This window comes from Streptomyces sp. ATexAB-D23 (genome assembly GCF_000373645.1).
GTDB classification, from domain to species: Bacteria; Actinomycetota; Actinomycetes; order Streptomycetales; family Streptomycetaceae; genus Streptomyces; species Streptomyces castrisilvae.
On the sequence record NZ_KB892001.1, the window covers coordinates 166,605 to 189,103 of the forward strand.

The 22,499-nt window shown below is 70.7% G+C and carries 20 protein-coding genes and 1 riboswitch; of the genes, 13 read left to right on the forward strand and 7 right to left on the reverse strand.

The window, feature by feature from the left end:
* Window positions 1–15: 15 nt before the first annotated feature.
* The 8 genes from B082_RS0100735 to B082_RS0100770 all read left to right on the forward strand — a co-directional run bounded on the left by B082_RS0100735 (window position 16) and on the right by B082_RS0100770 (window position 7,401).
* Complete coding sequence (locus B082_RS0100735; protein ID WP_018549904.1) at window positions 16–666, forward strand: alpha/beta family hydrolase; 651 nt, start codon at window positions 16–18, stop codon at window positions 664–666.
* A gap of 284 nt (window positions 667–950) precedes the next feature.
* On the forward strand, window positions 951–1,607 hold the full coding sequence (locus B082_RS0100740; protein WP_018549905.1) for a sigma-70 family RNA polymerase sigma factor: 657 nt from the start codon (window positions 951–953) through the stop codon (window positions 1,605–1,607).
* Window positions 1,604–1,924, forward strand: a complete 321-nt coding sequence (rsrA, locus tag B082_RS0100745) for a mycothiol system anti-sigma-R factor (RefSeq protein ID WP_018549906.1) — start codon at window positions 1,604–1,606, stop codon at window positions 1,922–1,924. The genes B082_RS0100740 and rsrA overlap by 4 nt, the downstream gene beginning before the upstream one ends.
* Before the next feature lie 102 nt (window positions 1,925–2,026).
* Window positions 2,027–3,406 carry an HD-GYP domain-containing protein gene (locus B082_RS0100750; RefSeq protein WP_018549907.1) on the forward strand — a complete coding sequence of 460 codons (1,380 nt, stop codon included), beginning with the start codon at window positions 2,027–2,029 and terminating at the stop codon, window positions 3,404–3,406.
* Window positions 3,403–4,686: an HD-GYP domain-containing protein gene (locus B082_RS0100755; protein ID WP_018549908.1), complete on the forward strand. Its 1,284-nt coding sequence runs from the start codon at window positions 3,403–3,405 to the stop codon at window positions 4,684–4,686. Before B082_RS0100750 ends, B082_RS0100755 begins: the two co-directional genes overlap by 4 nt.
* Before the next feature lie 91 nt (window positions 4,687–4,777).
* Entirely contained in the window at window positions 4,778–5,770 is a 993-nt protein-coding gene (locus B082_RS0100760) for a tetratricopeptide repeat protein (RefSeq protein WP_018549909.1), read from the forward strand.
* A 97-nt stretch (window positions 5,771–5,867) separates the two neighbouring features.
* On the forward strand, window positions 5,868–6,506 hold the full coding sequence (gene def / locus B082_RS0100765; RefSeq protein ID WP_018549910.1) for a peptide deformylase: 639 nt from the start codon (window positions 5,868–5,870) through the stop codon (window positions 6,504–6,506).
* A gap of 163 nt (window positions 6,507–6,669) precedes the next feature.
* Complete coding sequence (locus B082_RS0100770) at window positions 6,670–7,401, forward strand: D-Ala-D-Ala carboxypeptidase family metallohydrolase (RefSeq protein WP_026249283.1); 732 nt, start codon at window positions 6,670–6,672, stop codon at window positions 7,399–7,401.
* Between the two features lie 52 nt (window positions 7,402–7,453).
* Here the strand turns inward: B082_RS0100770 and B082_RS0100775 are convergent, their stop codons facing one another.
* Together B082_RS0100775 and B082_RS0100780 are read right to left on the reverse strand one after the other, a co-directional pair.
* Window positions 7,454–9,367 (reverse strand): family 20 glycosylhydrolase, encoded by a 1,914-nt coding sequence (locus tag B082_RS0100775; protein WP_234018097.1) that lies wholly within the window; start codon window positions 9,365–9,367, stop codon window positions 7,454–7,456.
* 81 nt (window positions 9,368–9,448) lie between these two features.
* The gene (locus B082_RS0100780; protein ID WP_018549913.1) at window positions 9,449–10,423 is read right to left on the reverse strand and encodes a helix-turn-helix domain-containing protein; all 975 of its coding nucleotides are present in this window, start codon (window positions 10,421–10,423) and stop codon (window positions 9,449–9,451) included.
* 81 nt (window positions 10,424–10,504) lie between these two features.
* On the opposite strand from B082_RS0100780, the gene B082_RS0100785 reads away from it, so the two are divergent.
* Window positions 10,505–10,717 carry a hypothetical protein gene (locus B082_RS0100785; RefSeq protein ID WP_018549914.1) on the forward strand — a complete coding sequence of 71 codons (213 nt, stop codon included), beginning with the start codon at window positions 10,505–10,507 and terminating at the stop codon, window positions 10,715–10,717.
* Here the strand turns inward: B082_RS0100785 and B082_RS0100790 are convergent.
* From B082_RS0100790 to B082_RS0100810, 5 genes are all read right to left on the reverse strand, one after another.
* A complete protein-coding gene (locus B082_RS0100790) occupies window positions 10,714–11,730 on the reverse strand; it encodes a ribonucleotide-diphosphate reductase subunit beta (protein ID WP_018549915.1) in 1,017 nt (338 codons plus the stop codon). The two genes, B082_RS0100785 and B082_RS0100790, sit on opposite strands and share 4 nt — an antisense overlap.
* Complete coding sequence (locus B082_RS0100795; RefSeq protein ID WP_026249284.1) at window positions 11,730–14,126, reverse strand: ribonucleoside-diphosphate reductase subunit alpha; 2,397 nt, start codon at window positions 14,124–14,126, stop codon at window positions 11,730–11,732. The genes B082_RS0100790 and B082_RS0100795 overlap by 1 nt, the downstream gene beginning before the upstream one ends.
* 138 nt (window positions 14,127–14,264) lie before the next feature.
* Window positions 14,265–14,396, reverse strand: a riboswitch (cobalamin riboswitch).
* Between the two features lie 58 nt (window positions 14,397–14,454).
* The gene (gene mctP, locus B082_RS0100800) at window positions 14,455–16,083 is read right to left on the reverse strand and encodes a monocarboxylate uptake permease MctP (RefSeq protein WP_018549917.1); all 1,629 of its coding nucleotides are present in this window, start codon (window positions 16,081–16,083) and stop codon (window positions 14,455–14,457) included.
* Window positions 16,080–16,292 carry a DUF3311 domain-containing protein gene (locus B082_RS0100805; RefSeq protein ID WP_018549918.1) on the reverse strand — a complete coding sequence of 71 codons (213 nt, stop codon included), beginning with the start codon at window positions 16,290–16,292 and terminating at the stop codon, window positions 16,080–16,082. Before B082_RS0100805 ends, mctP begins: the two co-directional genes overlap by 4 nt.
* A gap of 285 nt (window positions 16,293–16,577) precedes the next feature.
* Window positions 16,578–17,348 (reverse strand): GntR family transcriptional regulator, encoded by a 771-nt coding sequence (locus B082_RS0100810; protein WP_018549919.1) that lies wholly within the window; start codon window positions 17,346–17,348, stop codon window positions 16,578–16,580.
* A 283-nt stretch (window positions 17,349–17,631) separates the two neighbouring features.
* Between B082_RS0100810 and B082_RS0100815 the strand changes: the two genes are divergently transcribed.
* The 4 genes from B082_RS0100815 (at window position 17,632) to B082_RS0100830 (ending at window position 22,463) form a co-directional block, all read left to right on the forward strand.
* Window positions 17,632–18,933 carry a sugar ABC transporter substrate-binding protein gene (locus B082_RS0100815; RefSeq protein WP_018549920.1) on the forward strand — a complete coding sequence of 434 codons (1,302 nt, stop codon included), beginning with the start codon at window positions 17,632–17,634 and terminating at the stop codon, window positions 18,931–18,933.
* Between the two features lie 111 nt (window positions 18,934–19,044).
* On the forward strand, window positions 19,045–20,058 hold the full coding sequence (locus B082_RS0100820) for a carbohydrate ABC transporter permease (RefSeq protein ID WP_026249286.1): 1,014 nt from the start codon (window positions 19,045–19,047) through the stop codon (window positions 20,056–20,058).
* Window positions 20,055–20,918, forward strand: coding sequence for a carbohydrate ABC transporter permease (locus B082_RS0100825; protein ID WP_018549922.1), 864 nt, complete (start codon window positions 20,055–20,057; stop codon window positions 20,916–20,918). The genes B082_RS0100820 and B082_RS0100825 overlap by 4 nt, the downstream gene beginning before the upstream one ends.
* A 9-nt stretch (window positions 20,919–20,927) precedes the next feature.
* Window positions 20,928–22,463 carry a glycoside hydrolase family 3 protein gene (locus tag B082_RS0100830; protein ID WP_018549923.1) on the forward strand — a complete coding sequence of 512 codons (1,536 nt, stop codon included), beginning with the start codon at window positions 20,928–20,930 and terminating at the stop codon, window positions 22,461–22,463.
* Window positions 22,464–22,499 lie beyond the last annotated feature (36 nt).

Sequence of the window (22,499 nt, forward strand, 5' to 3'; positions counted from 1 at the left end):
TGGTTGGATGGACGCGTGAACACCGACGCCACGAAACCCCGCACCGAAACGGTCGAGACCGACGCCGGGAGAGCCCGGATCACCTGGCTGCCGGCCCCCGCGCCCCGTCTCCTGCTCGCGCTCGGCCACGGCGCGGGCGGCGGCATCGAGGCCCGCGACCTGAAGGCCCTGGGCGCCGCCCTGCCCGCGCACGGGGTGGGCGTCGCCCTGGTGGAGCAGCCCTGGCGGGTCGCCGGGAAGAAGCTCGCGCCCGCCCCGAAGACCCTGGACACCGGCTGGCGCGGTCTGTGGCCCGCCCTGGCCGCCCCCGGCCTCCCGGTCGTGGCCGGCGGACGCAGTGCCGGGGCCCGGGTGGCCTGCCGCACCGCGGCGGAACTCGGCGCCCGCGCCGTCCTCGCGCTCAGCTTCCCGCTGCACCCGCCGGGCCGGCCCGAGAAGACCCGCGCCGACGAGCTGCTGGGCTGCGGGCTGCCCGCGCTCGTCGTCCAGGGCGGCAACGACCCGTTCGGCAAGCCCGCCGAATTCCCCCCGGGCCACTACCGGATCACCGAGGTGCCGTACGGGGACCACGGTTTCGCCGTCCCCAAGAGGTCCGGGCTCACCGAGGACCGGGCGATGGAGATCCTCACCACGTCCGTCACCGGATGGCTGGCCGAAATCGTCTGAACCGGCACGGGTTCGGGGCCGGGGAATGCCGGACGGGGGGCCGCTGTTGTTCCGGACATCGGTACACCAACGTCGTATGTGGAGAGGGAGTCCGTCGCATGGGTTCGACCATCTGCCCGCGTCGCTCGAACACCGCTGAGCTGGAGTGGACGGTCCTGCACGCGGCCAAGACCACCCCTGAGCGGTCCGTCGGCGCGACGGAACGACAGCCCGCGCCGGACCAAGGTCGACTATTCTCCGATGCGAGCGGGTCCGGTTTCGGCTCCGCCCCAGCGTTGGAGGAGGTGGGTCCGGTCACAGGGACCGACACAGGGACCGACGACGGCCGCCCGCAGGAGACGACGGCCGAGCGCAACGCGCGCTTCGAGCGCGACGCCCTCGGTTTCCTCGACCAGATGTACTCGGCCGCGCTGCGCATGACGCGCAATCCCGCGGACGCCGAGGACCTGGTCCAGGAGACGTATGCCAAGGCGTACGGCTCCTTCCACCAGTTCCGTGAGGGCACCAACCTCAAGGCCTGGATGTACCGCATCCTGACGAACACCTTCATCAACTCGTACCGCAAGAAGCAGCGCGAACCCCAGCGCAGCGCAGCCGAGGAGATCGAGGACTGGCAGCTCGCCCGCGCCGAGTCGCACATGTCGACCGGGCTGCGCTCCGCCGAGTCGCAGGCCCTCGACCACCTGCCCGACTCGGACGTGAAGTCCGCGCTGCAGGCGATCCCCGAGGAGTTCCGCATCGCCGTGTATCTCGCCGATGTCGAGGGCTTTGCCTACAAGGAGATCGCGGACATCATGGGGACTCCCATCGGTACGGTGATGTCCCGACTGCACCGGGGTCGCCGTCAACTGCGCGGCATGCTGGAGGACTACGCCCGTGACCGCGGGCTCGTCCCCGCCGGCGCCGGTGAGTCGAACGATCGGAAAGGCTCGGGCTCATGAGCTGCGGAGAGCCGCACGAGACGGAGTGCGCAGAGGTCCTCGATCACCTCTATGAGTTTCTCGACCGGGAGATGCCCGACAGCGACTGCACCAAGTTCGAGGCGCATTTCGTCGAGTGTTCCCCCTGCCTGGAGAAGTACGGCCTGGAGCAGGCCGTCAAGAAGCTGGTGAAGCGCTGCTGCGGCCAGGACGACGTGCCGGCCGACCTGCGCTCGAAGGTGATGGGACGCATCGACCTCATCCGCTCGGGACAGGCGGTGCCGGAACAGGACATCACGGTCTCCGGCACCGAGGTCCCGACCGCCGCCAAGGAATGACGCTTCACCCGAACGTGCTAATCACCCCCATCGGCAGCCGCCCGTAACGCCGCGCTCGCTAGCGTGGCCCCTCCACGGGCGATGCTGGGGGGCGAGCGCAGGGTGAGAGCCACACGCAGGGCGGCGCGGGTCCACATCGGAGCCGTCGCCCTCGGCGCGGCCCTGTGCGTCCGGCCCGCGCTGACCCCCGGAGCCGGCACCCCGTGGGCCACCCTCGGACTGCTCACCGGGCTCTACCTCGCCTGCGAACTCCCCGGCCGCTGCCTTTTCTTCGGCGGCTCCGTGCCGCTCGCCGCGGGCTCGTTCTTCCCACTGCTGCTCGCCGCCGCCCTCCTGCTTCCGCCCTCCGCCGCGGCGTTGGTCGCCGTCCCCGGTTCCCTGGTGGGCCGGGTGGACGAGCCTTTGGCCGCCGCCCGCCGGATCTGGCGCGCCGCGCAGCTGGCCGTCACCGTCTGGGCGGCCGCCACCGTCCACGCCCTCCTCGGCGGCCCCGCCGCGCTCGGCGCCCCCGGCCCCGGACGGCTGCCCGACCTCCCCTACGCCCTCCTGCCGGTCTGCGCGGCCGTCCTCTCCTTCAGCGCGGTGCTCGCCGCCCTCGACGGCTCGATCCTGGCCGCCGCCGAACAGCTGCCGCCGCGCCGCGCCTGGCGGGGACTGCTGCCGCGCTCGCTCGCCCCCCACCTGGTGCACGGCCTCGCCGGCCTCATGATGGCGGTCCTGTGGAACAGCACGTACGGGCCGCCGGCCGCGCTCTTCGTGCTCCTGCCCATGTACATCTCCTGCTGGGTCTACGCCCAGTACCACCGCGAGCACGCCGCGCACCGCGCCACGATCAGGGCCCTCGTGCAGGCCGTCGACCTCAAGGACACCTACACCCGCGGCCACAGCGAACGGGTCGGCCGCGCCTCCGTCCTCATCGCCCGGGAGCTGGGCATGGCGCGGGAACGCGTCGAGGTGCTCCGGTTCGCCGGCATCCTGCACGACGTGGGCAAGCTCGGCGTGCCCACCCGGGTCCTGCGCAAGGACGGCCCGCTGACCCCCGAGGAGCGGCGGGCGATCGAGCTGCACCCGGAGTACGGTCACGAGATCGTGCGCGGCATCGGCTTCCTCGGCGAGGCACGGGCCGCGATCCTGCACCACCACGAACGGCTCGACGGCGGCGGATACCCGTACGGGCTCGCCGGCCGCGCCATCCCCGAGTGCGCCCGCGTCGTCGCCGTCGCCGACGCCTTCGACGCGATGACGTCGACCCGCTCCTACCGGCCCGGCCGCCCGGTCCCGGCCGCCGTGGAGGAGCTGGAACGGTGCGCCGGAACACAGTTCGACCCCCGGATGGTCCGGGCCCTGGCGCGCGGCCTGGAACGGTACGGATGGTCCGCGGCCGTGACGGCGGACGAGGCGCGGGTACCGCAGCCGCGGGGCGGGGGAGCCCTCCGGGGCGTGAGCGTGCCGGACGGCCCCGAGGGGAAGGGCCCCCGGTGATCCGCCGCTGGGCCCGTGCCGCCCCCGCGACGCTGGGCGTGCGCGGCGCCGCCCTGGTGATCGCCGCCGCCGGGCTCGGGAACACCCTGTGGCGCGGCCTCCACGAACCGGGGCACGCCCTCGCCTTCGGCGCCCTCATCACCATCGGCGAGCTGGCCCGCTGGGGCGCCCTGCCCGGGGAACGCGAACCGGCACCGCTCGGCGCCGCCGGGGCACTCGCGTACGCCCTGCTCGGGCGCAGCGGCGGGGAGCCCACCGGCCACGGGGTGCTCCAGGTGGCCGCGGTGGTGGGCGCCGCCCAGCTCGTCGCCTCGGTGCCGCAGGTGGCGCGCGACGCGGGGCCGGGCGCCGACCAGGCGGCCCGGCGCCTGGTCACCGTGACCTTCGCCGCGGTCTGCTTCCAGCCCCTGTACAACTCGGGACGCTGCGAGGACTGGTTCGGCGACGGCCCCTGCTACGCGGCCTTCCTGCTCCTGCTGCTCGGGCTGACCGCCCTGTGCGACGCCGTCCTCACCGCCCTGCTGCTGCGCGCCCGCACCCGGCCGCCCGGCTCGCGCGCCGCCCCCGCCCCCTACGGCCCGCTCCTGCGCGACGAGCTGCGGGCCCTGACCGGCATCGGGTCCGCGGTCTGCGCGACCGGCGCGGTGATGGCGCTCGGGGTGGCCGCGGCCGGCCTGTGGGCGCTGCCCGTGCTGTGCGTACCGCTGCTGCTCACCCAGCTCTCGTTCCGCCGCTTCACCGCCGTGCGCACCACCTACCGGCAGACCATCGCCTCGCTCGCCCGGTCCACCGAGATCGCCGGCTACACCCCGCACGGCCATGCCCGCAGGGTCGCCGAGCTGTGCACGGCCGTCGGGCGCGAGATGGGGCTCTCCGGGCCCGAGCTCACCGTCCTGGAGTACGCGGCGCTGATGCACGACATCGGCCAGCTCTCCCTGGTCGACCCGGTGCCGGCCGGGGCGACGGCGGTGCTGCCGGTCGCCGAGCAGCGCCGGATCGCACTGCTCGGCGGGGCGGTGGTCCGCCAGACCGGGGTGGACGCGAAGGTCGCCGTCGTGGTCGAACAGCAGGCCGACCCCTACCGCGAGCAGCCGCTGTCCGCCAGGATCGTCCGGGCGGTGAACGCATACGACGACCTGTGCGGGGAAAGTCTCTCCGGGCCACTGGGCGCGCTGGAGCACCTCAGGCTCGGGACCGGCCGGGATTTCCAGCCGCAGGTGGTGGAATCACTGGCCCGGGTTCTGGCCAGGGGCGCTCCGGCCCTTGTCCCGCCCGGGTAACCGATGGGTAATGAGCGGGCGTCCGGCCGGGCATGGTTGGATGCGAAGAGAGCGGTAGAACGAGGGTGTCCAGTCGGGACAGGCGGGAATCGTGAGGATCTTCGGGAAGGTACGGCATCGGCCGTCCGCCTCTTGGCGGCAGGCCACGGACCGCGCGTTCACGCTGATCGGCGACGGCCGGTACGAGGACGCGGGGGCGCTGCTGACACGTGCGGCGGACCTGGAACCCTGGCTCTCGGAGTCGTGGTTCAACCTGGCGCTGCTGCACAAGTTCCGGCACGACTGGGAACAGGCGAGAGCCGCGGGACTGCGGGCCGTCGCCCTGCTCGACAAGGAGTCCGGCGCCCCGGACTGGTGGAACGTCGGGATCGCCGCGACCGCGCTCCAGGACTGGCCGCTCGCGCGCCGGGCCTGGCAGGCCTACGGGCTCAAGGTCCCCGGCGGCGGGCAGCAGACCCCGGCCGCCGGCAGCGAGCCGGTCGGCATGGAGCTGGGCAGCGCGGCCGTGCGGCTGTCGCCCGAGGGCGAGGCCGAGGTCGTCTGGGGCCGCAGGCTCGACCCGGCGCGGATAGAGGTGCTGTCGATCCCGCTGCCGTCCTCCGGGCGGCGCTGGGGCGAGGTCGTGCTGCACGACGGCGTACCGAACGGCGAGCGGATCACCGCGGCGGGCCCGTCCTACCCGGTGTTCGACGAGATCGAGCTGTGGGCCCCGTCGCCCGTGCCCACCTGGGTGGTGCTCCTGGAGGCGGCCACCGAGGCGGACCGGGACGCGCTGGAGCAGCTGGCGTCCGACGCGGGATTCGCCGCGGAGGACTGGTCCTCCTCCGTACGGCTGCTGTGCCGTTCCTGTTCGGAGAGTCGGATGGAGAGCGACGAGGGCGACGGCGAGCACCTCGACCCGCACGATCACAGCGAACCGGGCCACCCGGGACCGCTCGGCCACCGCACGGCCGGTGAGCTGTGGGTGCCGGAGCGCGAGTGCGGTCTCGCGGCGCCGGCCGGCCTGGTGCGCGGGCTGCTGGACGGCTGGGTGGCGGACAGCCCGGACAGCCGCGAGTGGCGGGATCTCGAAGAAGTCTGCTGACCGGCACCCACCGGGTCCGATCCGGTCCTGATCGGCTGGACAGGGCCTAGGCTGTACGCGCATCGAATTCGGGTTTTGAGGAAGGCGTACGGCGGACATGGCGCAGCAGGAGACGGACGAGCAGATCAGCGTCGACGAGGAGGGCTTCCTCATCGACACCGAGGACTGTGAGGCGCGTGAGACGGCACACCGCGAGCGCGGCACCTCCCGCCCCATCACGGTCGTGGGCAATCCGGTCCTGCACAAGGAGTGCAAGGACGTCACCGCGTTCGACGGCGAGCTGGCCCGGCTGATCGACGACATGTTCGCCAGCCAGCGGACGGCGGAGGGCGTGGGCCTGGCCGCCAACCAGATCGGTGTGGACCTCAAGGTCTTCGTCTACGACTGCCCGGACGACGACGGGGTGCGGCACGTCGGGGCCATCTGCAACCCGGTGCTGGAGGAGCTGCCGCCCGAGGGCCGGGTGCTGGACGACTCCAACGAGGGCTGCCTGTCGGTTCCGACGGCGTACGCCTCGCTGGCCCGCCCGGACTACGCGGTGGTGCGCGGGCAGGACGCCGACGGCAACCCGGTCAGGGTGCGCGGCACCGGCTACTTCGCGCGCTGCCTCCAGCACGAGACGGACCACCTGTACGGCTACCTGTACATCGACCGGCTCTCCAAGCGGGACCGCAAGGACGCGCTGCGGCAGATGGCGGAGAACACCCCGCGCTACGAGGTCGTCCCGAACGACTGACCCCGCTCCACGCGCGGCCCGCGCGGGCCCGTCCCGGTACGCCGGGCCGGGCCCGCGCGTCGTTACCGGACGGTCAACTGTGGTTTCTACACGCGTAGTTGACGCGCGTCGACTCCTCCGCCAGGCTCTTGGCCCACAACCTTCACAGCGGTAGGGAGATCCCGTGATCAGACGTTCTGCACGACTGCTGCTCAGCCTTGTCATGGCCATGGCGTTCGGGTTGGGTGGTGCCGTGGTCACCGCCGGGACCGCGCACGCCGACGGCTGCTACACCTGGACCCGCACCCTGCAGTCCGGCGCCACCGGCAACGACGTCACCCAGCTCCAGATCCGGGTCGCCGGATACCCCGGGTACAACTCCGTCCTCGCCATCGACGGTTCGTACGGGCCCGCCACCACCGCCGCTGTGAAGCGCTTCCAGGCCGCCTACGGACTGGCCGCCGACGGCATCGCGGGCCCCGCCACCCAGGCCAAGCTGTACGCCCTCCAGGACAACGACTGCACCCCGGCGCACTTCGCGTACGCCGAGATGAACCGCTGCAACAGCACCTGGGCGGGGGGTGCCGTCGCGGCGGGCACGGCGAAAGCCAACGCGCTGAGCACGATGTGGAAGCTGGAGGCGCTGCGCCACGCGCTCGGTGACCGTCCGATCAACGTCAACAGCGGTTTCCGCTCGGCGTCCTGCAACAGCTCGGTCGGCGGTGCGTCGAACAGCCGCCACATGTACGGAGACGCGGCCGACCTCGGCGGGATCGCCTTCTGCACCCTCGCCAAGGAGGCCCGCTACCACGGGTTCAACGGGATCCTCGGCCCGGGTTACCCGGACCACAACGACCACGTCCACGTGAACCAGGGCCCCAGCCACTTCTGGTCGGCGCCCAACTGCGGCATCTGACACGCGTGGGGCCCGCCGGCATCCGGTGGGCCCCACAGCCGTGCCCGCGCGGTCAGGCGGTCCTCGCCCGCAGGCGCGTCCCGTCCGTCGTCTGCACCGCGGCGCCGTCCGACGGCCGCTCCGTCAGCCGCAGCTGCGAGATGGCGTTGCGCAGGACCAGCGCCCCGGCCCCGGTGTCCAGCTGCCAGCGCTGCGTACGCGCGCCGGCCGAGCAGGTTTCGAGCGACAGCTCGGCCCCCACCTCCAGCGGGGCGCCCAGATACGTCCTGCCGCGCACCGCGTCCAGGCACAGGCCGTCCGCCGAGCGGACCGTGTAGTAGCCGTCGGCGGTCGCGGTGAGCGTCCAGACCGCCTTCGATCCCCGGACCAGCGAGACCCCGGAGTTCGCGGCCGGCGCCAGCACCTTCGCGCCGGACGCCAGCCGGTAGCCGCCGTCGGCGAGCGGGGCGCGGTCGGTGTTCTCCCAGCCGGGGGCGTGGCCGATGCGGCGGGCCAGCGCCTCGAAACCGGCGTACGTTTCACTGGGCTTCGGGCCGCCCCAGGTGGCCTGGGCGATGAAACGCAGCGGCATGAAGACCTTCGCCTCGACCTCGTTCTCGGTCTCGGCCGCCGCGGTGTCCGGCCACAGGCTGATCTTCGCGCCGGTCAGGTTCGCCGCCGTGGCGGGCAGCGTCTGGCCCTCGAAGCGCAGGGGTGTCCAGTCGCTCTCGTACAGCTGCTGGGTCTGCGTGGTGTAGCCGCCGCGCACCAGGTACAGCGCGTACGCGGAGTTCATCACCGGGCGGCCCTCGGAGAGCAGGGCGGACGGCTGCTGGATGTCGCCGCCGCCGAGCCAGTGCTCGACGGTGATGTCACGGTCCAGCGGGACGAGCGCGTTGCGGCCCATCAGCCCGTCGTTCCAGATCCGCAGCGAGCGGCCCCGGGCCTTCACATGGGCGTTGACCTGGTTGATGAAGTCCACGAACAGATCGTCCGGGGTGGCCGTCGCACCGAACTTCTCCGCCGCGGCAGCCTGGAGCTGCGGGTAGTCGGGGTACGAGGAGCCGATCATGTACTCGTCGGCGCCCATGTGCCAGGTGCGGGTGTCCCACACCTCCAGGGCCTCGTCCACCATCGAGGTGTAGTACGCCAGCGCCTCGGGCCGTGAGATGTCCAGCCGGGGCGGGGATGCGACGCCGTCGACGTCCTTGAGCTGGAGTTCGGGGTGGTTCTCCAGGTAGGTGTCCATGTGGCCGGGGGAGTTGATCTCCGGGACCAGCTCGATGTGGTACTTCTTCGCCATCGCGGTCAGCGAGCGGATCTGCGGCTTGGTGTAGTACCCCCAGAACGCCGACTTCGGGTCGGTGTCGCTCCGGACCTTCGCCTCGATCCAGAGCTGGTTGAGCTTCTGGGACGCCATGTCCTTCATCAGCCGCTCGAACCAGGGGAGCGAGACGTTGATGTAGCAGGCGCACACCCCGACCCCGCGCTCGCGGTACGCGGGCACGTCGGTCGCCGAACCGCGCGCGGCCCGGCCGTCGTCGTTCAGCAGCTGCAACACCGTGCGCGACCCGTAGAACACGCCCGTGGAGGAAGCCGCGGTGACCGTGAGCCGGTCGCCCACGTCGAGCCGGTAGCCCTCCGTCCCCAGCGAGCCCTTCAGCGACGGGTCCTGGCGCAGCACGATGTCGCCTGAGCGCGCCCTGCCCCGGGACACCGGCGCCTTCCCCGCCAGCTCACCCGCGAACCGGGCCGCGTCGGCCGCCGTACGCCCCTCACGCACCCCGTCCAGCACGATCCTGGCCCGGTCGGTGAGGACGAACTCCCCCTTGCCCGGCTGCCACTGCCGCAGCGAGGGCAGCACCTCGGGCGGTGGCGCCGCGGTTGTCGCCTCCCGGGCCGAGGCGCTCTGCCAGGGCAGCAGGGTGGCGGCGAGCGCGGCCACCACGGCTCCGATGGTCCTTCGTCTTGTCTTGCGCATGTCCATGGGGCCGACCCTGGCGCGGCCGTGCGGGCCCGGTCCATGGACAGGTGCCGCGATCGGTTGGACGAATCGCGGCGGGGCGGGTCAGGCGACCTCGGTGACCGCGGACGGCCCCCGGAACGTGCGGCGGTAGGCGTGGGGCGTGGTGCCGAGGGAGCGTACGAACTGGTGGCGCAGGGCCGCGGCGTTCCCGAAGCCGGTCTGCCCGGCGATCGTGTCCATCGTCTCGTCGGACGTCTCCAGCAGGTGCTGGGCCAGCAGGACCCGCTGGCGCAGCAGCCAGCGGTACGGAGTGGTGCCGGTCTCCTGCTGGAAGCGGCGGGCGAAGGTGCGCGGCGACATGTGCGCCTGCGCGGCGAGCTGCTCGACGGTCATCTCCCGGTCGAGGTGGCGCTCCATCCAGGCGAGCGTGTCGCCCACGGTGTCGCAGCGGGTGCGCGGCAGCGGGCGCTCGATGTACTGCGCCTGCCCGCCGTCCCGGTGCGGCGGCACCACCATCCGGCGAGCGATGGTGTTGGCCGCGGCCGGACCGTACGCCTGACGGACCAGGTGCAGGCAGGCGTCGATCCCCGCCGCCGTCCCCGCCGACGTGATGACGGGGCCCGCGTCCACGTACAGCACGTCCGGCTCCACACAGGCGCGCGGGAAGCGGCGGGCCAGCTCGTCGGTGTGGCGCCAGTGCGTGGTGCAGCGGCGGCCGTCGAGCAGACCGGCCGCGCCGAGCACGTACGCCCCCGAGCACACGCTCAGCACCCTGGCCCCCCGCGCCACGGCCCGGCGCAGCGCGTCCAGGACCTCTTCGGGGTACTCCCGGTCCATGAAGTGGGTACCGGCCGGGACAGCGATGAGGTCGGCCTCCTCCAGGCGGTCGAGGCCGTGCGGGGTGCTGATGGTGAACCCGGCGTGGGTCTCCAGCACCGGGCCCTCGGCGGAGACCACGGCGAAATCGTGCACCGGCAGCCCCTCCTCGCTGCGGTCGAGCCCGAACACCTCGCACAGGACGCCGAGTTCGAAGGGGTTCACATCGTCGAGCAGCAGGGCGGCCACATTCTTCAGCATGCCCCCAGTGTGGCAGTAATTCGATGCTCCATGACAGTCCTGCCACTGCCGCGATCGGCCGGAACCGACGACAGTAGAGGCATGAACACATTCCAGAACGTCCTGGGCATAGCCGTCCTTTTCGCTCTCGTCCTGCTGCCGGCGCTGCTCGGCGTCGCCCGCGAGCGCCGCATCGACCGCGAGCTGCGCGAAGCGGAACGGGACCGGAGCACGCGTCCACCGCGAACGGCGGACGCCGCGCGGCCGACGAGGGCCGCACGGCGTCCGTACGTCAGGAGCTGGGCGAGGATCTAGAAGTCGTCGTCGAAGCCGACCGTGCCCTCGACGGCCACCTGGTAGGCGGACGGGCGCCGCTCGAAGAAGTTCGTCAGCTCCTGCACACCCTGGAGCTCCATGAACGAGAACGGGTTCTGCGAGCCGTACACCGCCGGGAAGCCCAGCCGGGTGAGCCGCTGGTCGGCGACGCACTCCAGGTACTCGCGCATCGACTCGGTGTTCATGCCGGGCAGCCCCTCGCCGCACAGGTCGCGGCCGAACTGCAACTCCGCCTCGACGGCCTCCTTCAGCATGTCGGTGACCTGCTGCTCCAGGGCGTCGTCGAAGAGCTCGGGCTCCTCCTTGCGGACCGTGTCCACGACCTCGAACGCGAAGTTCATGTGCATGGTCTCGTCGCGGAAGACCCAGTTGGTCCCCGTGGCGAGGCCGTGCAGCAGACCGCGCGAGCGGAACCAGTAGACGTACGCGAAGGCGCCGTAGAAGAACAGCCCCTCGATGCACGCCGCGAAGCAGATCAGGTTCAGCAGGAAGCGGCGGCGGTCGGCCTTCGTCTCCAGCCGGTCGATCGACTCGACCGAGTCCATCCACTTGAAGCAGAACTGTGCCTTCTCGCGGATCGAGGGAATGTTCTCGACCGCCGCGAACGCCGCCGCCCGGTCGTCCGGGTCGGGCAGATAGGTGTCCAGCAGCGTCAGATAGAACTGGACGTGCACGGCCTCCTCGAACAGCTGGCGCGACAGGTAGAGCCGCGCCTCAGGGGAGTTGATGTGCTTGTACAGCGTCAGCACGAGGTTGTTGGCCACGATCGAGTCACCGGTCGCGAAGAACGCCACCAGTCGGCCGATCAGGTGCTGCTCGGCGGGCGACATCTTGGCGAGGTCCGCCACGTCGGAGTGGAGGTCGACCTCCTCCACGTGCCAGGTGTTCTTGATCGCGTCCCGGTAGCGCTCGTAGAAGTCCGGGTAGCGCATGGGCCGCAGGGTCAGCTCGAAGCCCGGGTCGAGCAGGTTCTTCGTGTCGTTCGGACGCATTACTGGCAGGCCTCGCAGGACTCGGGGTTTTCCAGGGAGCAGGCGATGGCGTCCGCGTCGGGCGCCGGTGCCTGCTGTACGGGAATGGGGGCGGCGGCCGCGGCCTGGCCGGACGCGGCGCGGGCGATGCGCGTCGCCGGGCGCGAACGCAGGTAGTACGTCGTCTTCAGCCCCCGCTTCCAGGCGTACGCGTACATCGAGGAGAGCTTGCCGATCGTCGGCGTCTCCAGGAACAGGTTCAGCGACTGGCTCTGGTCGAGGAACGGCGTACGGGCCGCCGCCATGTCGATCAGTCCGCGCTGCGGGATCTCCCACGCGGTGCGGTACAGCGCCCGTACGTCCGCGGGGATCCACGCGAAGCCCTGCACCGAGCCGCTCGCCTCGCGCAGCGCCTCCCGGGTCCGCGCGTCCCACACGCCGAGCCGCTTCAGCTCGTCCACCAGATAGCCGTTGACCTGGAGGAACTCACCGCTCAGCGTCTCGCGCTTGAAGAGGTTGGAGACCTGGGGCTCGATGCACTCGTAGACCCCCGCGATCGAGGCGATCGTCGCGGTCGGGGCGATGGCCAGGAGCAGCGAGTTGCGCATGCCGGTCTTCGCGATCCGGGCGCGCAGGGCGTCCCAGCGCTCCGGCCAGTTCAGCTCGGTGTCGTAGTGGTCCGGGTGCAGCACCCCGCGCGCGGCCCGGGTCTCGGACCAGGCGGGGAGGGGGCCCGACCTCTCGGCGAGGTCGCAGGACGCCTCGTAGGCGGCGAGCATGATGCGCTCGGCGATCTTCGTGGAGAGCGCGCGGGCCTCGGGGGAGTCGAACGGCAGCCGCAGCTGGAAGAAGACGTCCTGGAGGCCCATCGCGCCCAGGCCCACGGGCCGCCAGCGGGCGTTGGAACGACCGGCCTGCTCGGTCGGGTAGAAGTTGATGTCCACGACCCGGTCGAGGAAGGTCACGGCGGTGCGCACGGTGGCGTCCAGGCGTTCCCAGTCGATCGTGCCCTCGGTGACGAACGCGCCGAGATTGACCGAGCCGAGGTTGCAGACGGCCGTCTCGCCGTCGTCGGTGACCTCCAGGATCTCGGTGCACAGGTTCGAGGAGTGCACGACGCGGCCCGGCTCGGCGGTCTGGTTCGCGGTCCGGTTGGAGGCGTCCTTGAACGTCATCCAGCCCTGGCCGGTCTGCGCGAGGGTCCGCATCATCCGGCCGTACAGCTCACGGGCCGGCATGGTCTTGCGGGCCAGGCCCTTCGCCTCGGCCGCCCGGTAGGCGGCGTCGAAGCCGTCGCCCCACAGGTCGGTCAGCTCGGGCACGTCCGCCGGGGAGAACAGCGACCAGGTGGAGTCCGCGTCGACCCGGCGCATGAACTCGTCCGGGATCCAGTGCGCCAGGTTCAGGTTGTGCGTACGCCGCTGGTCCTCGCCCGTGTTGTCGCGCAGTTCGAGGAACTCCTCGATGTCCGCGTGCCAGGTCTCCAGGTAGACGGCGGCCGCGCCCTTGCGCCGGCCGCCCTGGTTGACGGCGGCGACGGAGGCGTCGAGCGTCTTCAGGAACGGCACGATGCCGTTGGAGTGCCCGTTGGTGCCGCGGATCAGCGAACCGCGGGCGCGGATGCGGGAGTAGGAGAGGCCGATGCCGCCCGCGTGCTTCGACAGGCGCGCCACCTGGTGGTAGCGGTCGTAGATCGAGTCCAGCTCGTCCAGCGGCGAGTCCAGCAGATAGCAGGAGGACATCTGCGGGTGGCGGGTGCCGGAGTTGAAGAGCGTGGGGGAGGAGGGCAGGTAGTCCAGCCGGCTCATCAGCCCGTACAGCGCGGCGACCTCGTCGAGCGCGCGCCCGGAGTTGTCCTCGGCGAGCCCGGCGGCGACCCGGAGCATGAAGTGCTGCGGCGTCTCGATGACCTGGCGGGTGTGCGGGTGGCGCAGCAGGTAGCGGCTGTGCAGGGTGCGCAGCCCGAAGTAGCCGAAGCGGTCGTCGGCGCCGTCGGTGAGGGACCGCTCCACCAGCGCGTCCAGGGCCGCGGCGTGCAGCGTCACGAACTCGGCGGTGCGGTCCGCGATCAGGCCCTCGCGGTGCCCCACGGCGACCGAGGCGGAGAACGACGTCGAGCCCTGCCCGGCGGCCTCGTCCGCGATGGAGCGGGTGAGGAGGCGGGCGGCGAGCCGGGAGTAGGCGGGGTCCTCGGAGATGAGGCCCGCGGCGGCCTCGGTGGCCAGCGAGCGCAGCTCCGCCTCGTCCGACCGGGCGTTGCGGCCGCGCAGGGCCGCGGCGGCGACGCGCCCGGGGTCGGTGTCGGGCAGGTCGGCGGTGAGGTCGGTCAGGGTCCGCAGCAGTGCGGTGCCGGGCCCGTCGCTCATGGTCCCCGTTGATTCGGCCGCTGAGACCGGATCGGCTGGCGCGATGGTCACGTGGTGCTCTCCCTCGCTCGGCTCTGGGCCGGCGGAGGGCGGGGCAGCCGGGCGGGCGCGGGCCCGGTCGGGGCAGCGCTCCGTGCGGCGTCCACCGGCCCATCCACGAGGCCCGGACGTCTGGGCACCCGGTTCGGTCGAGCCGGATGCGCTGTCGGCAGGTCCTCGGACTTACGGGTGTGCAAAAGCACACCGAACACACCGTTGCGGGACAGTTCCGGATTCGCACCGGATTCCCCTGCGGCGACAGCGAGCATGAGCATACATGTGGGGGCCGCCCGATGAGGCGGCCCCCACATGTTGTGTCGCGTGACGTAAAACTGTGCGGTCAGTGACCGCCCGGCGCCCCGGCCGTGGCCGGCGGGAGCTCCGCCTTCACGCCCGGGTCGCCCGCGTCCGCGGTGTAGTCGCCCGGAGCGGTCTCGTCCTCCCCGGCTGGCGCCTTCACGGCGTTCAGGACGAAGGTCAGCACCACGGTGACGACGACGTTCAGCACGAAGGCCGTGAGGCCGATGTAGCCGATCTCACCGAGACCCGGGATCTCCTTGGAGGACCCGCCGAAGTGCTTCTGGGTGGGGCTCGCGACCCCGTAGGCGGCGGCCGTTCCGTAGATCATGCCGACCGCCCAGCCGGCGAGCAGCGCCCAGCGGTGGAACCAGCGGGTGAACAGACCGCCGACCAGGGCCGGCATCGTCTGGAGGATCCAGATCCCGCCGAGCAGCTGGAAGTTGATCGCGACGGTTTTGTCCATGGTCAGGACGAAGGCGAGCGCGCCGACCTTGACCAGCAGCGAGACCACCTTGGAGACCTTGGTCTCCTGCTCGGGCGTCGCGTCGGGCTTCAGGAAGTCCTTGTAGATGTTGCGGGTGAAGAGATTCGCCGCCGCGATCGACATGATCGCGGCCGGCACCAGCGCGCCGATGCCGATGGCGGCGAACGCCACGCCCGCGAACCAGTCGGGGAACATGTTCTCGAACAGCTGCGGGATGGCCAGCTGTCCGTTGTCCACCTTGACGCCGGCGGCGATCGCCATGAAGCCGAGCAGTGCGAGCAGCCCCAGCATCAGCGAGTACAGCGGCAGGATCGTGGTGTTGCGGCGGATCACCTCACGGCTGCGGCTGGAGAGCGTCGCCGTGATGGAGTGCGGGTACATGAAGAGCGCCAGCGCGGAGCCGAGCGCCAGGGTGGCGTAACCCCAGTGGCCCGCCGCGCCCGGGGCGAGCGCGCCGGTCGGCTTCCCGCCGGGCGGCCCGGCGAACTTGTCCTGGGCGGCGGCGAAGATGTCGTCGAAGCCGCCGAGCTTGATCGGGATGTAGATGATCGCCACGGCGATGACCAGGTAGATCAGCCCGTCCTTGACGAACGCGATCAGCGCCGGCGCGCGCAGCCCGGAGGAGTACGTGTACGCGGCCAGGACCGCGAACGCGATGAGCAGCGGCAGGTCCTTGACGAACCAGTTGGTGTTCTCGCCGCCGCCGACGCCCATCACGTCCAGCACCGCCTGGATGCCGACGAGCTGGAGCGCGATGTAGGGCATCGTGGCGAGGATGCCGGTGACGGCGACCGCCAGCGAGAGCCCCTTCGAGCCGAAGCGGCCGCGGACGAAGTCCGAGGTGGTGACGTAGCCGTGCTTGTGCGAGACCGACCACAGGCGCGGCAGGAAGGTGAAGATCAGCGGGTACACCAGGATGGTGTAGGGGACCGCGAAGAAGCCGGCCGCGCCCGCCGCGTAGATCGCCGCCGGGACGGCGACGAAGGTGTACGCGGTGTAGAGGTCGCCGCCGAGCAGGAACCAGGTGACCCAGGTGCCGAACGACCGTCCGCCCAGGCCCCATTCGTCGAGACTTGCCTCGTTCTCGGCCTTGCGCCAGCGGGCGGCCATGAAGCCGATGACCGTGACGGCCAGGAAGAAGAAGATGAAGACGCCGAGCGCGACGCCGTTCACGCCGTCCTTCATGCCGACGCACCCCCCTTGCGGGCGCGCTGGTCACGCTGCCACAGCTTGTACGCGATCATGGTGAGGGCGGTCGAGATCAGCACCCACAGCATCTGGTACCAGTAGAAGAACGGAATGCCGATGAAGGTCGGGTCGATCTTCGCGTACGAACTCACCCAGAGCATCGCCACGAACGGGGCGATGAGACAGAGCGCGATGACCACCCTCATCGGTGTGACCGTGGGTGGCTTTTCTTCTGGTTCTTCCGGCATGGCGGCGACTCCGTCCCCTCGCTGATCACCTGGTGCAACGCGCACGAAATCTAAGGGAGGGTTCTGGCCAGCGTCACCCCCTGTCCGCATTGCGGTCCGGCAAAATCGGCGCCGGACCGGCCGGATGATCACGATTGCGCCGAACGTCCCGGCGCCGGTGCGCAGCTGAGGGGTGTGGAACGCCCAACAGCCCCTCGGCGGCGGGTCCGAGGGGCTGTTGGGCGCGCACATTCGTGCGGAGGGTCAGTCCAGTGGCCGCTTGAGGCGGGCCACGAACTTGTAGCGGTCGCCGCGGTAGACCGAGCGCACCCACTCGACCGGTTCGCCCTGTTCGTCCAGCGAGTGCCGGGACAGCATCAGCATCGGCAGGCCCACGTCCGTGCCGAGCAGTCCGGCCTCGCGCGGGGTGGCGAGCGAGGTCTCGATGGTCTCCTCGGCCTCGGCCAGCCGGACGTCGTACACCTCGGACAGCGCCGTGTAGAGCGAGGTGTACTTCACCAGCGAACGGCGCAGCGCCGGGAAGCGCTTGGCCGAAAGGTGCGTGGTCTCGATGGCCATCGGCTCGCCGCTCGCCAGGCGCAGGCGCTCGATCCGCAGGACCCGGCCGCCCGCGCTGATGTCGAGCAGCCCGGCGAGGGTGTCGTCGGCGGTGACATAGCCGATGTCCAGGAGCTGCGAGGTCGGTTCGAGTCCCTGGGCCCGCATGTCCTCGGTGTACGAGGTGAGTTGCAGGGCCTGGGAGACCTTCGGCTTGGCGACGAAGGTGCCCTTGCCCTGGATGCGTTCCAGCCGGCCCTCGACGACCAGCTCCTGGAGCGCCTGGCGCACGGTGGTGCGCGAGGTGTCGAATTCGGCGGCCAGGGTCCGCTCCGGGGGCACGGGGGTGCCCGGCGGCATGGTGTCCGTCATGTCGAGGAGATGTCGCTTGAGCCGGTAGTACTTAGGGACGCGCGCGGTACGCGCACCCGCGCCCGCGCCCGTCTCGTTCTCCGGACTTCCCCCGTCGGCGCCCATGGCCCGCCTTCCCGACTGCTGCGTTGCTGCCGTCACCGGCTCCTCCGTCTGTCGCGGCTCACATGGTGGCACGGTCCGGTCACGGCTCGTCGCCCTCCCTCAGGTGTCGGTCCTATAACGGACGCGAGTGCACTTCTTATACACCCTTGACACCCCTAAAGGTCTAGGCCAAGCTCCCGGTACTGGTCTAAACCATTAAAGACCAGGTCCCAGCCCCAGCAGTACTCGTCGACGTTTTCGCGCGGTGGGGGGAGGGGGTTGCAGCATCCCTGAGGAGGGTGGCGTGAAGCGCAAGCTCATCGCGGCGATCGGCGTCGCGGGCATGTTGGTTTCCATTGCGGCGTGTGGTTCGGACGACAAGTCTTCGTCCTCGAAGGACCCGAAGGACCGCAAGGAAGACCTGACTGTCTGGCTCATGGGCGAGGCCCAGTCGACCTGGCCGGAACTGGTCAAGGACGTCAATGCCGAGTTCAAGAAGAAGTACCCGAACGTCAAGGTCAAGGTCCAGTACCAGGGCTGGGCGGACAAGGTCAAGAAGCTCGACACCTCCCTCGGTGGCGACAAGTTCCCGGACGTTGTCGAACTCGGCAACACCGAGACCATGCAGTACATCCTCAACGGCGCGCTCGGCGAGATCGACACCGCCAAGTACGAGAACTCGGACACCTGGATCAAGGGTCTGAAGGACACCTGCTCCTACGAGGGCAAGATCTACTGTGTCCCGTACTACGCCAGTGCCCGTCTGGCGGTCTACAACAAGGACATGCTGAAGGCCGGCACCGGCAGCGACACCCTCCCGCAGGACGAGGCGTCCTTCCTCAAGGCCATGGACAAGGTCCAGGCCGAGCTCGCCAAGAAGGACAAGCGCGCCTCGTCCCTGTACTACCCGGGCCGTTACTGGTACGCCGCCATGTCCTACGTCGCGGCCGAGGGCGGCCAGATCGCCAAGTACGACGAGGGCGCGAAGGAGTGGAAGGCCACCCTCTCCACCCCCGAGGCGCAGAAGGGCATTCAGGACTTCGTCGACCTGGTCAAGAAGTACAACAAGGCCGACCAGACGAAGGACGAGCAGGACCACGCCAACGTCATGGCCAACGAGAAGGCCGCGGTCATCTACGGCCAGGCCTGGGAGGCCGGCAGCGTCACCGGCGGTGACAACGGCAACCCGAAGCTTGAGGGCAAGATCGCCACGGCCGGTATGCCGGGCCCGAACGGCAAGGCGCTCCCGTCCTTCATCGGCGGCTCGGACCTCGCCACCATCTCCAAGTCGAAGGTCCAGGACCTCGGCCAGGAGTGGATCTCCCTCTTCACCAACGCGAAGTCCATGGACGTCCTCGCGTCGAAGAACATCCTCCCGAACAACGAGAAGCAGCTTGAGCCGCTGAAGGCCAAGCCCGAGACGGCCGCCATCGCCAACGCGGTGCCGGACGCCTGGTTCACGCCGATCGCGCCGGGCTGGGCCTCGATCGAGAAGGAGGAGATTCTGGAGAACATGCTCCTGAAGATCCTCAAGGGCACCTCCGTCGCCGACGCGGCCAAGAAGGCCGACAGCGAGATCGACGCACTGATCAACAAGAAGGCCTGAGCCTTCTGATCGCCAGGCGGGGGCCCGGCACTGCGCCGGGCCCCCGCTCCTTTACCAGCAACGCCGTGTTTTCCGGGGGCTGCCTCGGACCCGCGATGGAAGGTCAGCCACGTGACTGCCGCCGATACCAAGGCCGCCGGGCCACCGGTCCCCGTACCACGTGATCCCGAGGCGGACGGGAGCCCAGTGTCCGATCAGGGCGGCAACGGTCCCCTCAAGCAGAAGAGGAAGCGGAAGAAGGGTGAACTCCTCCCCTACCTCCTGATCCTCCCGGCGATCGTGGCGATCGCCGCCGTCTACCTCTACCCGCTCGCCAAGACCGTCATCATGTCCTTCCAGGACATGGGCCGGCGCGAGCTGTGGAGCGGCGACCCCGCACCATGGGTCGGTTTCGACCAGTTCACCAACATCCTCGGGGACTCCGAGTTCTGGTGGGTGACCTTCCGCACCGTCGTCTTCATGGCCGTCTGCGTGACGCTCACCATGGGCATCGGCCTGCTGATCTCCCTGCTGATGCGCCGGCTGTCCAACTGGGTGCGGCTCATCCTGACCTTCTGCCTCATCGCCGCCTGGGCGATGCCGCTGATGGTCGCCGCCTCGATCTTCCGGTTCATGGCCGACTCCGACTACGGCCTCATCAACACCCTCATCGCGAAGGTCGTCGGCGAGGACTGGCTCGGCCACAACTGGTACCTGGACCCGATCCAGGGCTTCGCGATCATCACCCTGCTGGTGGTCTGGGGCGCCATCCCCTTCGTCGTCGTCACCCTGTACGCCGCCCTCACCCAGGTCCCCCAGGAACTGGAGGAGGCCGCCTCCCTCGACGGCGCCAGCAGCTTCGGCATCTTCCGCTACGTGACCTGGCCGGTCATCAAGCCGGTGTTCAGCATGGTCGCCACGCTGTCGGTGATCTGGGACTTCAACGTCTTCGGCCAGATCTGGCTGCTGCGCGGCAGCAAGCCCGAGCCCGAGTACGAGACCCTCGGCCTCTACTCCTACTCCAAGGCCTTCGAGTCCACCTCCTTCAGCCAGGGCACCGCCATCGCCCTGATCACGGTGATCCTGCTGTCCGCCGTGGCCGTGTACTACCTGCGCCAGCTCATGAAGACGGGAGAGGTCGAATGAGCACCACGACCGACACACCACAGGTCCTGCGCCCGGACCGCAAGAATTCCCGGGTCGGCCTGAACATCCTCGGCCTCGGCATCGCCCTGGTCATGGTCTTCCCGGTCTACTGGCTGGTGATCAGCGCCCTGCGGCCCAGCCGCGAGATCCGCTCGTACGACCAGACCCTGTGGCCCTCGTCGATCACCTTCGACAACTTCGTCAAGGCCACGCAGCAGCCGAACTTCGGCACCGCCGTCCAGTCCAGCCTGATCGTCTCCATCACCGCCGTGGTCGGCGGCATGATCATCGCCACCCTGGCGGCCCTGGCCATCGGCCGGTTCCGCTTCTTCGGCCGCAAGCCCCTGCTCCTCATCATGATCCTGGTCCAGATGCTCCCGCCGACGGCGATGCTCATCCCGATCTACGCCCAGCTCAACGCCATGGGCGGCATCGACGAGTACTGGAGCCTGATCGTCGTCTACCTGGTCTCCACGCTGCCGTTCGCGACGATCATGATCCGCGGCTTCGTGGTGAACATCCCGGTGGAGCTGGAGGAGTCCGCCATGGTGGACGGCTGCACCCGCTTCGGCGCCTTCCGCCGCGTGATCCTGCCGCTGCTCGCCCCGGGCCTCGCGGCCGCGTCGATCTTCGCGCTGGTCAACGCGTGGAACGAGTACCTCTTCGCCTACATCCTGATCAACGACAACTCCAAGTACACGCTCAACGTGTGGCTGATGACGTTCACCAGTGAGCGCGGTACGGACTACGGTGCCCTCATGGCGGCGTCGACCATGATCGCCCTTCCGGTCGTCATCTTCTTCATGTTCGTGCAGAAGAAGATGGCCGCGGGCCTCACCTCCGGCGCCGTGAAGGGATAACGCCGCCCCATGACCACCCTCATATCCACCACGGACACCGTCACCCGCGACGCGCTGGCCGTCCTGCAGCCCGGCTTCACCGGCACCACCGCGCCGGAGTGGCTGCTGCGCCGGGTCGGCGAAGGCCTGTCCTCCGTCGGCCTGTTCGGCCGCAACATCGAGACGCCCGAGCAGCTCGCCGCGCTCACCGCCCAGCTCAGGGCCGAGCGTGACGACGTGCTCGTCGCGATCGACGAGGAGGGCGGCGACGTCACCCGTCTGGAGGTACGGCAGGGCTCGTCCTTCCCCGGCAACCTGGCGCTCGGCGCCGTGGACGACACCGAGCTGACCCGGGCCGTCGCCCACGAGCTGGGCCGCCGGCTCGCCGAGTGCGGGGTCAACCTCAACTGGGCCCCGTCCGCGGACGTCAACTCCAACCCGGGCAACCCGGTCATCGGCGTCCGCTCCTTCGGCGCCGACCCCCAGCTCGTCGCCCGGCACACCGCCGCGTACGTCGAGGGCCTCCAGGCCGCCGGCGTCGCCGCCTGCACCAAGCACTTCCCGGGGCACGGCGACACCGCGGTCGACTCGCACCACGCGCTGCCGCGCATCGACGTCGACCTTCAGACCCTGCACGCCAGGGAACTGGTGCCGTTCCGGGCGGCCATCGCGGCCGGCTCCAAGTCGGTGATGAGCGCGCACATCCTGCTGCCCGCACTCGACCCGCACCGCCCGGCGACGCTCAGCCCGCAGATCCTGACCGGTCTGCTGCGCGAGGAGCTGGGATACGAGGGACTCATCGTCACCGACGCCGTGGAGATGCAGGCCATCGCCTCGACGTACGGGATCGAGCGCGGCTCGGTGCTCGCCGTCGCGGCCGGTGCCGACGCGCTGTGCGTCGGCGGCGGGCTCGACGACGACAGCACCGTGCTGCGGCTGCGGGACGCGCTGGTCGCGGCGGTGCGCGCCGGCGAACTTCCCGAGGAGCGGCTCGCCGACGCCGCTGCCCGGGTACGGGCCCTCGCGTCCTGGACGCGGGAGGCCAGGGGGGCTGTCCGGGAGCCGGGCGCGGCAGTGCAGGAGGGGACCGCGCCCGGCACCGCGCAGAGCAAGGGCGTCGCATCGGACATCGGCCTGGTCGCCGCCCGCCGGGCGGTGCGCGTGACCGGTACGGCCGAGCCGCTCACCGGTCCGGCCTACGTGGCCGCCTTCACCCCGGTCGCGAACATCGCGGTCGGCGACGAGACCCCGTGGGGCCTCGCGGCCGAGCTGACCCGGCTGGTGCCGGGCACCGGGACCGACACCTACGACAGCGAGTCCCAGGCCCCGGCCGAGGCGGCGCTGCGGGCGGCGGGGGAGCGGCGCATCGTCGCGGTGGTCCGCGACGCGCACCGCCACGCGTGGATGACCGAGGCGCTGGACGCGCTGGTCGCGGCGCGCCCGGACACGGTCGTGGTCGAGATGGGCGTCCCCCAGGCCGAGCCCCGGGGGGCCCTGCACATCGTCACCCACGGGGCCGCCAGGGTCTGCGGCCAGGCGGCGGCGGAGATCATCGCCGCGCGGTAGCCGAACCGGAGAGAGGGCCGGGACACCACCAAGGTG